Origin of the sequence: Coleofasciculus sp. C1-SOL-03 (genome assembly GCF_040220555.1) — a bacterium.
Classification (GTDB): Bacteria; Cyanobacteriota; Cyanobacteriia; order Cyanobacteriales; family Coleofasciculaceae; genus Coleofasciculus.
Genome location: NZ_JAVJUO010000112.1, coordinates 1 through 12,709, shown reverse-complemented (window position 1 = coordinate 12,709; position 12,709 = coordinate 1). Strand labels below are relative to the sequence as shown.

9 protein-coding genes are annotated in these 12,709 nt (G+C 48.2%); 8 read left to right on the top strand and 1 reads right to left on the bottom strand.

Annotation, left to right across the window (positions count from 1 at the left end; all coding sequences use genetic code 11):
- Positions 1-61: 61 nt before the first annotated feature.
- The 5 genes from RIE73_RS18095 to ilvB all read left to right on the top strand — a co-directional run bounded on the left by RIE73_RS18095 (position 62) and on the right by ilvB (position 7,380).
- Positions 62-2,431, top strand: coding sequence for a transglycosylase SLT domain-containing protein (locus RIE73_RS18095; RefSeq protein ID WP_446402499.1), 2,370 nt, complete (start codon positions 62-64; stop codon positions 2,429-2,431).
- A gap of 207 nt (positions 2,432-2,638) precedes the next feature.
- Positions 2,639-2,875 carry a hypothetical protein gene (locus tag RIE73_RS18090; protein WP_446402498.1) on the top strand — a complete coding sequence of 79 codons (237 nt, stop codon included), beginning with the start codon at positions 2,639-2,641 and terminating at the stop codon, positions 2,873-2,875.
- 85 nt (positions 2,876-2,960) lie between these two features.
- Positions 2,961-3,941 carry an ABC transporter ATP-binding protein gene (locus RIE73_RS18085; protein WP_446402497.1) on the top strand — a complete coding sequence of 327 codons (981 nt, stop codon included), beginning with the start codon at positions 2,961-2,963 and terminating at the stop codon, positions 3,939-3,941.
- A gap of 248 nt (positions 3,942-4,189) precedes the next feature.
- Complete coding sequence (locus RIE73_RS18080; RefSeq protein WP_446402496.1) at positions 4,190-5,392, top strand: RNA-guided endonuclease InsQ/TnpB family protein; 1,203 nt, start codon at positions 4,190-4,192, stop codon at positions 5,390-5,392.
- A gap of 128 nt (positions 5,393-5,520) precedes the next feature.
- Positions 5,521-7,380, top strand: coding sequence for a biosynthetic-type acetolactate synthase large subunit (ilvB, locus tag RIE73_RS18075; protein ID WP_446402495.1), 1,860 nt, complete (start codon positions 5,521-5,523; stop codon positions 7,378-7,380).
- A 436-nt stretch (positions 7,381-7,816) separates the two neighbouring features.
- Here ilvB and RIE73_RS18070 read toward each other — a convergent pair whose 3' ends face one another.
- A complete protein-coding gene (locus RIE73_RS18070) occupies positions 7,817-8,236 on the bottom strand; it encodes a hypothetical protein (protein ID WP_446402494.1) in 420 nt (139 codons plus the stop codon).
- Between the two features lie 179 nt (positions 8,237-8,415).
- Between RIE73_RS18070 and RIE73_RS18065 the strand changes: the two genes are divergently transcribed.
- The 3 genes from RIE73_RS18065 (at position 8,416) to RIE73_RS18055 (ending at position 12,485) form a co-directional block, all read left to right on the top strand.
- The gene (locus RIE73_RS18065) at positions 8,416-10,128 is read left to right on the top strand and encodes an extracellular solute-binding protein (RefSeq protein WP_446402493.1); all 1,713 of its coding nucleotides are present in this window, start codon (positions 8,416-8,418) and stop codon (positions 10,126-10,128) included.
- A gap of 218 nt (positions 10,129-10,346) precedes the next feature.
- The gene (locus RIE73_RS18060; protein ID WP_446402492.1) at positions 10,347-11,069 is read left to right on the top strand and encodes a hypothetical protein; all 723 of its coding nucleotides are present in this window, start codon (positions 10,347-10,349) and stop codon (positions 11,067-11,069) included.
- Between the two features lie 291 nt (positions 11,070-11,360).
- Positions 11,361-12,485: a substrate-binding domain-containing protein gene (locus RIE73_RS18055; RefSeq protein WP_446402491.1), complete on the top strand. Its 1,125-nt coding sequence runs from the start codon at positions 11,361-11,363 to the stop codon at positions 12,483-12,485.
- The last annotated feature ends 224 nt before the right edge of the window (positions 12,486-12,709 follow it).

Sequence of the window (12,709 nt, the reverse complement as noted above, 5' to 3'; positions counted from 1 at the left end):
TGATTTGGCGGGGAATGAGTTTAACCAGATCTAAGATAGATGTGCGTCACCAGGAGGTTCTATGAGTAAAAGACGCGAGATTTTCGCCCCCCACAGCCGTTCAAGGCGTAGACAACGAAGACGACAAATCGCTCTAGTCGCTGGAGTCGGACTCGCAGGTCTAATTTGGGGAGGAACGCTGATAGGTGGAAAGTATACCAGGGGTCTGGGTCAATTGACCATCCGGCTGCCATTTGTGCAGCATAATTCCTTTAACCCAGGAAAACAGAGCGACACGGCGGTTTTGCGACTCGCGTCCTTACCCGCGAACCAGCGCCAAGCCAAACTTGAGGCGATCGCCCAAGGAAAAGATTCCATTGATAAATCGCGGGCGCGTTATCTTTTGGCAGCGGATTTAATCGCCCAAGACAAGGGCAAAGAAGCGCTGCGCTGGTTAGAGGGATTGGAGTTGGACTATCCTGTACTCGGTGGCTATATCGCGGTGAAACGCGCCCAAGCTTACGAACAGATTGGGGAGAAAACTAAAGCCCTCACGGAATGGCAAACCCTGCTGCAACACTACGCGGAGCAGCCGGTTGCAGCGTATGCGCTTCATGCTCTTTTCTCTGAGGATTCCCCCTATCAGGACACCGAGATCCAGTCATTATCAGCCAATCCGGATTGGTGGGAGAAAATCCAGCAGCTTTATGAACCCCCGGTTGGTGATCCCCAATACTGGGAGAAAGCTGTCGCTAACTATCCCTCTCATCCACTGATTCTGGAGTTAGCACAGCAACGTCTCCAGGACGATCCTAATCAACCGGAGTTGATGCTGCTATTGGCTCACTATGCCTTTGATACCCCAGAGATTACCCCAGAGATTACTCTAATCCTAGACCAATTGGTAGGAAACTACGGTAGGGCAGTGAACTCTGAGGGTAAACCTCTGATTCAACCCGAGGATTGGCAGGTGATCGCAGTGGGCTACTGGCGAGATCGCAAATATGGACAAGCTAGCGCCGCTTATGCCCAAGCGCCCGAAACATCCAATAATGCCTATTTAGTCGCCAGAGCGCTAAAATTTGCCCAGCAGTACGCGGACGCTAAGCGGGCATACAAACAGATGGTGCGTGATTTTCCCGACGCCGAGGAAACACCCGCCGCCCTGATTGAACTGGCGCAACTGCAACCGGATATTGAGGCAGTTCCCTATCTAGACGAAGTTGTGGAACGCTTCCCGGAACGCGCCGGGGAAGCCCTTTTGGTCAAAGCGGAAACTCTGGAACGCCTGGGAAGTGATCAAGCCGCCGAGGACGCCCGAAAACAATTGATTGATGACTATGGTGAATCTGACGCCGCCGCCGCCTACCGCTGGCAAGTGGCGCGATCGCACGCTGAATCTGGCAATGTCGAGGCAGCGTGGGAATGGGCAAAACCGATTACCACGGAAAATCCCCATCGCTTCATCGCACGTCAAGCCGGCTTTTGGGTGGGCAAATGGGCAAGGGAATTGGGACACCGACAGGATGCCCAAACCGCATTTGAGCAGGTGATTACCAACCACCCTCAGTCCTACTATGCATGGCGTTCGGCTGTGCAGCTAGGTTGGGATGTGGGCGACTTTAAAACCGTCCGTCAACTTGATCCGAAACTGGTTCTGCCGAAAACCCGACCTCTGTTACCCGTAGGTTCAGCCGCCCTCAAGGAACTGTATTTACTCGGTCAAGACCAAGAGGCTTGGATGCTGTGGAAAGCTGAATTCCAAAACCGCCTAGAACCCACCGTTGCTGAACAGTTTACTGATGGTCTGGTACAGTTGGCAATGGGAGATTACCTGAGTGGCATTTCCACCCTTGCCAGCCTAGAAGATCCGGAGAACCCGAAAGAACAAGCGCAGTACCAAGACTTACGGGAAAAATTAACCTACTGGCAAGCGCTCTATCCCTTTCCGTTCTCAGACAAAATTGCCACCTATTCCCAAAAGCGGGAACTCAATCCTCTATTGGTGACTGCCCTGATTCGCCAAGAATCTCGCTTTGAACCCGATATTCGTTCCGGCGCTGGTGCTGTTGGTTTAATGCAAATGATGCCCAGTACCGGGGAGTGGGCGGCAGAAAATATTGATGTGGAGGATTATTCTCTGGAAAATCCCGACGATAACATCAAACTGGGAACCTGGTTTCTACGACAAGTTCACCAGTCTTATAACGACAACTCCTTACTCGCGATCGCCAGTTACAACGCGGGTCAAGGAAATTTATCAAAATGGCTGCAACGAGAAAGTGCTGGTGATCCAGATGAGTTTGTCGAATCCATTCCCTTTGATGAAACCAGAGATTATGTCAAGCAGGTGTTTGGTAACTATTGGAATTATTTACGGCTGTATGATCCTAAAGTTGCCCAGCAAGTTGCTCAACATTCTCAGAGTCAGTCCACGGCAATGCGTCGGTAAAGGCGTGGGGGAGAGCTGACAGGTGTAGGTTTTTTATTTTAGGGTTGGGACAAGACAAGGAGGACAAGGAAGGAAAGAAGACAAGGGGGGAAAACCGTACAGAATTCGGTTCGGTCAACCTCACTTCTAAAAGCCGAAACGCCCGATTTTTCGTTCTCACTCTTCCTTGTCTACTGGTCTACCTGTCTTCCTTGGCTATTACCCAATTTGGCAGGGGATGATTTTGTCATCTATGAATCAGGAAATCCAGATGCGCCAGAGGGATTTAGCGTGTCGGTACTTAAGTCTGGTGAAAGCGAATTCCGGACAAGACGTTATGAATTTGCCGATAGCTTTGATGCCAATCACTTGGTTTTCGGCACAGCCTTCAATCTGGATGACTTTGGCTTAGAAGCAGGGGAGCCATGGCACGTCTGGAAGCAGGGGAAGAAAACATTCAATTAATGCCTACGCCGTGTACCAGAAACAGCAATATACTGATACAGTTATAACGATAGAACTGTCAATTATGTAATTCAATTAACAGCGAATGGATTCGACTGCTGATTTGCCCGGGGCATTGACGACCCTTGACCAGAGTCCAGTTGTCGCGACTTCTGAGCTAAGGAAAGTCTATCGCACTGGCTTTTGGCTGAATCAAAAAATTGAATCACTGAAAAATTGTTCTCTCTCCGTTGATCCGGGAGAGACATTTGGCTTGCTTGGTCCGAATGGAGCAGGTAAAACGACGCTATTGAAAATTTTACTGGGGATTGTCCGTCCCACCTCTGGACGGGGTTGGTTGATGGGAAAACCCATTGGCGATCGCCGGGTGAAGCAGCGAATTGGGTATTTGCCGGAAAATCCCTATTTCTACGACTATCTGACAGGTTGGGAATTCTTGCAACTGACCGCTGGATTGTTTCAAATCTCCAAAAGTCGTCAACGTCAACGCATTCCCCAATTGCTGGAATTAGTTGGATTATCGAAGGCGGCGGCGAAAAAGAAGCAGTTACGACAGTATTCTAAGGGAATGCTACAGCGCATCGGTATGGCACAAGCCCTGATCAACGACCCCGATGTGGTGTTTCTGGATGAGCCGATGTCGGGACTCGATCCCATGGGACGCTATCAGATCCGAGAAATTATTCTCTCACTCAAGCAGCAAGGAAAAACCATTTTCTTCAATAGCCACGTTTTATCCGATGTGGAGAAGATATGCGATCGCATTGCGATTCTGGCACAGGGAGAGTTAATTTGTGTTGGCACACTGGATGAACTGTTGGGTGTAGCGACTCATTACCAAGTTCGTGGGAAAGGCGGTAACATCGACATTCTTCAACGCTGGGTTAAGGAACTGGCATTCGAGGACGATCGCTGGTACGGTGAACTCAAAGGTGAACCCCAAGAATTTATTGCCAGTCTGCGCCTGATGGGAGCGCAATTAATCGAGATTACCCTAGCACGTTCCTCTCTGGAGGAATTTTTCATGCAGCAGTTACAGCAGAGGGGGATTGAATCGAGTCATTAGTAGGGGGAGCTGTGTAGAGACGTGCCATGGCACGTCTGGGAGCTGGGGGAGCCAAGGACGAATAACAAATGACAAATGACGAATGACGAATGACAACTAGACAGTGATCCCAGATTTGTTTTAAACTCATAGATTATTTGCTCATCTTTCGCAAGCGGCTGGAGACCCTCGCTTTTTGCGACGGGAGGAAAGCCGCGCCTCCGGTTACCGTTTACAGTTTTTACAGGGAATGTGATAGAATGTGAGGCATGACTCAACGCGCCTACCGATACCGCTTTTACCCAACGCCGGAACAAGAACAACTCTTGCGCCGCACGTTGGGTTGTGTTCGGTTGGTCTACAACTTGGCGTTGCACACCCGAACTGAAGGCTGGTATGAAAGGCAAGAGCGGATTGACTACAAACAGACATCCGCTATGCTGACAGATTGGAAAAAGCAAGAAGACTTGCAATTTCTTAATGAAGTGAGCTGTGTACCATTGCAGCAGGGATTGAGGAACTTGCAAAAAGCGTTTACCAATTTCTGGGCAGGTCGTGCTAAATACCCCAACTTCTTAAAGTTGCGGAATGGTGGTAGTGCTGAGTTTACTCGTTCTGCCTTTAAGTGGAAGGATGGGCAATTGTGGTTGGCAAAATGTTGTGAACCTCTGTCAATTCGCTGGAGTCGTACCCTTCCAGAAAACTGTGAACCCTCTACGGTTACAGTAAGGTTGGATGCTTCTGGGCGATGGTTTATCTCTCTGTTGGTTGAGGATCATACTGTCAAACTGCTATCTCAACTTGATAAAGCGATTGGGATTGATGCAGGTATTACCTCCTTGATTGCAACCAGCGATGGGGAAAAGATTGTTAATCCGAAGCATTTTAAGCGACTGAGACACAAGTTGAGGCAAGCTCAAAAAGCGTTGTCTCGCAAGGTTAAAGGCTCGAACAATAGGGAGAAAGCTCGGCAGCAGGTTGCCCAAATCCACGCCCAAATTACCGACGCTCGCCAAGATTTCCTTCACAAGCTGACGACTCGACTGGTACGCGAAAATCAAACGATTGTTGTCGAAGATTTGGCGGTGAAGAACATGATGAAAAACCATAAGTTGGCTCAAACGATTGCTGATGCAAGCTGGAGTGAACTGGTTCGTCAGTTGGAATACAAGTGCCAGTGGTACGGTCGGACACTGGTTAAGATTGACCGATGGTTTCCCAGTTCTAAGCGCTGTGGACACTGTGGTCACATTGTTGATAAATTGCCGCTTGATGTCAGGGAATGGGATTGTCCAGAGTGTGGAACCCACCATGACCGAGACATTAATGCCGCAAATAATATTCTCGCCGCAGGGCTTGCGGTGATAGTCTGTGGAGCGAACATAAGACCTGATGGGCATAAGTCCAAGGGGCAGTTGCGAAAAACCTCTCTCGCTAGTCGAAGGGGAAAGAAGCAGAAACCTAAATCGTGAGGTTTAGGAATCCCTCGTCTCCGGCGAGGGAGGATGTCAATTAAAGATCTACCATAGGTCTGGTGAACCTATTGTCAGGATATACAAAACTCTTAGAAAAACCGTTAATCATTTAGTGAGGGTATCTGGTGCGTTACCAAAGTATCTCTAAAAAAGAAGTCAAACAAAAAACCGTTACCCGTCGCACGGGTGCTTACGCCCTGATGGATAGTCTGAAGCGTCATGGGGTTGACCATATTTTTGGCTATCCCGGTGGTGCAATCTTGCCAATCTACGATGAACTGTATCAGTGGGAAGAACGCGGGGAAATGCAGCATTTCTTGGTTCGCCATGAACAGGGTGCGGCTCATGCGGCGGATGGATATGCCCGGGCGACAGGGAAAGTGGGTGTCTGTTTTGCGACATCAGGTCCTGGGGCGACAAACTTAGTTACAGGGATTGCTACCGCCCACATGGATTCGATTCCCTTGGTGGTGGTTACCGGACAGGTGACACGGGCGGCGATTGGTTCGGATGCGTTCCAGGAAACGGATATTTTTGGCATTACGCTGCCGATTGTCAAACATTCTTATGTGGTGCGTGATCCTCGTGATATGGCGTGGATTGTTGCTGAAGCCTTCCACATTGCCAATACTGGTCGTCCAGGTCCGGTTTTAATTGATGTACCCAAGGATGTGGGACTAGAAGAATTTGACTATACGCCCGTTGACCCAGGTATGGTTAAGTTGACAGGGTATCGTCCTACAGTTAAGGGAAATCCCCGACAAATTAATCAGGCGTTGCATCTGATCCGTCAGTCGCAGCAACCGTTGCTCTATGTCGGCGGTGGTGCGATTACAGCGAATGCCCATGATCAAGTCAAGCAATTGGCAGAAACGTTCCAAATTCCGGTCACGACAACGCTGATGGGGAAAGGGGCGTTTGATGAATCTCATCCGTTGTCGGTGGGAATGTTGGGAATGCATGGCACGGCTTATGCTAATTTTGCTGTGAGTGAATGTGATTTACTGATTGCCGTTGGTGCGCGGTTTGACGATCGCGTTACCGGGAAGCTGGATCAGTTTGCTTGCCATGCTAAGGTGATTCATATCGATATTGACCCAGCGGAAGTGGGCAAAAACCGCGCCCCCCAAGTGCCAATTGTCGGCGATGTGCAGCAGGTGCTGGCTAAGTTATTACGGCGCTACGAGGAACAGGAAATTCCGGCTGATCCGAACCAAACTCAGGCATGGCTGAAGCGGATTCAGCGTTGGCGTCAAGAGTATCCCTTAGAAGCGCCCCAGTATCCCGATACGATTTCGCCGCAAGCGGTGATTGTGGAGTTGGATCGGCAAGCCCCAGATGCTTATTACACCACGGATGTAGGTCAGCATCAGATGTGGGCAGCGCAATTTCTGAAGACCGGACCGCGCCGTTGGATTTCCAGTGCTGGTTTAGGCACAATGGGGTACGGGGTTCCTGCGGCTATGGGCGTGAAGGTTGCCCTACCGGATCAGCAAGTGGTTTGTGTGGCGGGTGATGCTTCGGTACAAATGAATATTCAGGAGCTAGGGACGCTTGCACAGTATGGCATTAATGTCAAGACTGTGATCATTAACAATGGCTGGCAAGGCATGGTGCGCCAGTGGCAAGAGGCGTTTTTTGGACAGCGGTATTCGTCCTCGAATATGGAAATAGGAATGCCGGATTTTGTGATTCTGTGCCAAGCTTATGGGGTCAAGGGCATGGTGGTGAAACATCGCGATGAACTTAAGGACGTGATCGCCGAAATGTTAGCGTATGATGGTCCGGTGTTGTTGGATGTCCGCGTCACCAAGAATGAGAATTGTTATCCGATGGTTGCACCGGGTAAGAGTAATGCCCAAATGATCGGATTGCCAGAACGCCGTCAGCAAGAACAGGTGGCTGAGGTGGTTGATTGCAGTAACTGTGGGACTCAGAATCCCACCACGAATCATTTCTGCCCAGTTTGTGGGACGAAGCTGTAATCAGTTACTGGGAAATTGGATAGTTCAAAAGCCCCTTGCGGTAGTGGGGGGCTTTTTTGATGATGTTTTCTCTAGTTTTGGAATTGGGTAGCGAGCAAAATGGTCTTAGACCCAATTAATCAATTGTCAATTATCAATTATTAATTGTCCATTGATAATCTAAATAATTCAGTAATCTTATCCTTATAAGGAATGCCTCCCAAGATAACTTGGAAGGCTATGTCGTTCATTACCGAAAGGAATCTCAACTCCTCTATATCAGCATAATCCCTGTATGTGACAGGCTGGTAACAAATCTATGACAAGTTTGCGACGCACCACATTTTCCCTATTCCCTATTCCCTATTCCCTATTCCCGATCCCCACCACAAGACTTATTCAGCAGCCCCTAAGTAGAACTTACGAAGCTGCTCCAGTATTTTCAGACTCCTCAAATTCAATACTCCTCAAATTCAATAGAATCAAGTAGGCTAATACTGATTGGAGAGACTATCTGAGTCATTTCCGAAGAATTTGAGAATGCATCATTCTCAATATGGGGATAGTCGCACTGGGGAGAAGACTGATTGGTTGGTTTCAGTTTACTGTCTTGCCTATCCTCAGGTTGCCCTACGATAGCAGGATGGGAAGTAATCCAGCTATCGTTCACCTGTTGGATATGGCGCAGTTCATGTTCACTGGCGGTAAACAACCAATGTCCATCCGAATGAAAAGCGAACACACTGGCTAGATGACAGTGACAGGATTCGTAATACTTGGGGCAACGTTCAGATGCAGAACATTGACTCTCGAAAAAGGGACAGTGTATGGTAGAACAAACATTAATTGTGGTTTGTTTATCGGTAGAGCGTTTCATAGATTCAACCCCGCATGATCTTTGGCTGAAGCCAAACTCTCCAGCTCTCGAAATGTAATCTCGTATACTTCAATGATATTTTCTACCTTAGGCAATTGAACACCGCCAATATTCAAAAATAGACACCGATCGCTCCTAAACTAGAGTTATGATATCCAGTTATTGATGTAGAGGCTTCTATGCATCTGCAACCTTGCCCACTCATTACTCACCTCACGGCTGTCCTCAGCCTTCTACTCCTTAGCGCCTGTAACGGGAGTAACACGAATCCAGACAACTTCAGTGGTTTAACGGTTAAATTCCTCGCAGGTAGCGCCTTGGGAGACTTCTGTAACCAAGCGGCGGAACAATTCAATCAACAACAACCCCAACTTGATAACGGCACCGCCATCCGCCTCACCTGTGAACCGATGGGGAGTGGTGATATCGTCACCCGCCTGGTTTCTCAAGCCGAACAACTCAAAAATGGCACCCTAGACGCCGAGTCTGCGGAATTGCCCACCTTGGTTTCTGTGGATGGCGAGATTTACCAAAGCCAGCTAATCTACCGGATGAATCAGCTATTTCCTGGACAAAACTACATCCCGGAAATTACCGACTCCCCCCTGCTGGCAAATAGTCCCATGGTCTTTATGGCACAGGAGGATGTCGCCACAGGATTGAAGAACACAGCTAATCCGTTCAAAGCCCTAGTCACGGCTGAAACCCATCAAGATATCGACCCCGCTAGTCCCCCCTTAGCCGTTCACTACGTCCATACCGCCCCCACCCGTTCTAATTCAGGCTTACAAACCTTAGTCGCCCAATATGCATCAGTTTCGGGGAAGCGTCCGCAAGAGTTAACGGTGGAAGATGTTAAGACGTATGAATCGCAAGTCCAGCAAATCCAAAGCAAAATTACTCGGTATGGCGTTTCCACCGATTCACTCGCCGAAGCCATGGTGCAAAATGGACCCTTTTGGGCGTCTGTGGGTTCAGTCTATGAGTCTTCGGTGATTGCGGCAAATGCTAACCCCCAACCCAATCAACCCCGTTACCAAGCCGTTTATCCTAACGCCACCTTTACCTCAAATATGCGGGCGATTATCCCCAATGCGCCTTGGGTGAGTGAGGAGGAAAAAGTCGCCGCCGAGAAGGTTGTTACTTATTTACAATCGCCTGAAGCCCAACAAATTGCCACGGAACTCGGTTTGCGCCCAGGAACCCCAGGTGTCGCTTTAGGACCGAAGTTTATCCCAGAGTTTGGCGTTAACCCCCAAGCGAAATACGATTCCTATCGCCCCCCGCAACCTGAAGTTGTTGAAGCAATGTTAACCTCCTGGCAAGAGGTGGCAAAGAAACCCTCCCAAGTGGTTGTGGTGGTGGATACGTCGGGTTCAATGAGGGGTAATAAGTTACCTGCTGTCCAACAGACATTGCAGAACTACATTAAAAGTTTAGGGTCTAAAGATAAAATTGCCCTAATTGATTTTGATGATGAAATTCGTGAACCTGTTTTAGTCGAAGGAACTGATGCTGGACAGAATCGCGGTTTGCAGTTTATTAGTGGTCTCGAAGCGGGTGGAGGGACTAAACTTTATGATGCGGCACTTTATGCCCGTAACTGGTTGCAAGACAATCCGCGTCCGGATGCGATTAATGCGGTGCTGATTCTCACCGATGGGGAAGATTCGGGTTCTCAGATTAATCTAAATCAACTGGAACAAGAATTGCAAAAAAGTGGGTTTAATAGTGATGAGCGAATTGCCTTTTTTACCATTGGTTATGGCAGGGAAGGTGATTTTGATCCGGAGGCGCTGAAGGCAATTGCTGACCTGAATGCAGGCTATTACCGTAAAGGAGATCCAGAAACGATTGCGACGGTTATGGATGATTTACAGGTTGAATTCTAATTGGTCATTTGTCAAGTCGTTCTCGGCTTTAATACAGACGCGCCGAGTTAAGTTAGGGGTTTTCTCCTGAATGTTATTGGTAAAACCTGTCCCGACAAACGTAAGTAAAGGGCGGGTTTTGTAGCCAACCTAGGGAAAACAATCAACATTAGTCCCTAAACCCGCCCCTACCAACAGATTCCCTTGACAGAAGCCTACATACTCAAAACTCAAACCTTATGAAACTGGCAAATCCACTTAACTACCCTTTAGCTGTACTCGCTGGCGGAATTGTTCTTGTTGTCGGCGTTCGCCTGGTGAACTTACCCAGTGTGGTCATGTTACCATTTGCCGCCGTTATTGCTACAGGCGGTGCGATCGCACTCAAATCCAAAGAACCAGAAACGTTGAATCTAGACAACCCGGAACTGGCGCGGGAACTGCAATTGGTCAAACAACAAGCCCAGACATTAGCAGGGAAAGCAGAGATATTACGATCAGAAGCCACTAAACTCTTAAGCGATGGCTTAGAAGTCGAGTTACTCGCCGCCGTTCAGTATGCGTGCGATCGCGCCTCTGAATTGCCTGCTAAAGTTGACCAGTTGTCTCGACGCTTTCAGGGGGCTGATTCCCTATTATCCGTCAGTGATTTACAACAGCAACTCGAACAGGTCAATCACAAACAAACCCAAGCCAGTGGTGTTGCTAAAGATCAACTGAACAAACTCACCGAAAGCTTGCAGCGTAATCTCCAGTTAGCGCGTCAGGGACAAGATGCGCGTCAAGCCCAAGTTACCAGTCTTTCTACTATGATTGCTGATGCCGCTGGGGTGTTGCAGCAACTCCAAAATAAACTCAGAACGGCTGATTTAAATGACTCCGAACAAGCCAGGGAACTCCGTTCCTTGAGTGAAGAACTTCACAGTTTAGAAGAGAGTTTCGATCTATTGGTAACCCAATAATCTAAGTACACCAGTCCAGTAGACATATTTGACATAATACTCAAACCATGCATTTCTTAGAAAACCGATACAGTAGCCCGATTGATCGGGTAAATCGCCACCTTAGCGACCAAAATTCTCCCGACAGAATAAGGGCGGGTTTTGTTGATCAGGTATTGGTGACCAGCTTACCTGAGAGGCTAAACCCGCCCCTACAATTGATTGGTGATAGACGTGGTATGAAAACAAAGGTTTGACTTTTGACTTTTTACTGCCGCGTAGCGGTACTAGCAATTCCTTCTCCCTAGAACAATGGCAACCCAAACTCGTCAATCTCAAAACCCAACCCGGCTGTTAACCTCCATTGGCATTATCCTGGTATCTTTAGGTTTAACTTATGCCCCCTTACCTGGATTCAACCAGACTGTTATCGTGGTTAGTGGAACTGAACTAGCTGAACCTTTGCAAACCCTAGAACCCAGATTTGAAGAAGAAAATCCGGGAATCGAGTTAGAACTCAAGTTTCAAGGTTCCCAGGATATGGTCAATAACTACATTGATAACCAGAACGACTTCCAGCCTACGGTACTCATTCCCGCCAGTAATGAGATTGTACAGGAATTAGGCGATCGCACACAGGCGCAACAGAATGGTGAACCGTTCTACAATACGCCTCAACCCATTGCCAAAACGATCCTTGTGGGTGTGGCTTGGACTCAACGTGGCACTATTCTGTTTCCCAACGGGCGTTTCCAATGGCAACGGGTTGAACAAGCCATGGAAGCCGGAAACTGGGGAGACATTGGCGGGAATAACGATTGGGGTAGTTTTGATTTTGTAATTACCGATCCTACCCGTTCTAATAGTGGTCAGGTAACGTTAGGACTATGGGCGCAGTCTAAATTAGGCAGACGCCCACTCAGCAACGCTGGATTAAACAATCCTGAAATTAATTCCTTATTTAGTTTAATTAAGCGTTCCGTCTATCAGCCGCCCCGTTCAACTGACATATTACTACAAGAATTTATCAGTCGGGGTCCGAATGATGCAGATGTGGCGACTGTGTATGAAAGTATTGCCCTTTATCGTTGGCAGCAATCAGCCGCAAATCAAGGCAAACCCTACCAAATTTATTACCTTGATCCCACGATTGAAACCGTGTCCACCGCAGCAATTGTGCGGCGCAATGTGAGTGAACGTCAGGCAAAAGCTGCCCAACAATTTTTAGAGTTTCTAATTCAACCGCCCCAACAGGAAGTGTTCGTGCAGTACGGTTTCCGTCCGGTTAATAATACAGTCGATTTACAAACCGTTCCCAATAGTCCTTGGTCTCAGACTATTCCTGGTGCTGAGATCAATCCACCAGGACGTGTGATTCCACCCCCGGATAAGCAAGTGTTAACGGAAATTCAACGGTTGTGGGAGAGGGCAAATTGAGACAAGGTAGAAGGCAACTTAATTTCAAGAATTAACTGAACTGACTAGCGATCAAAGTTTAGATCCCCCTAAATTCCCCTTGCTAAGGGGGACTTTGAATAATTTCTGCTTTCCCCCTGTTTCGGGAATTTCTGCTTCCCCCCTGTTTAAGGGGGGTTAGGGGGGATCTCTGATTACGTCAGAATTTCAGCCTTAAATTGACACTGATGAGCAGCGAGGAACCC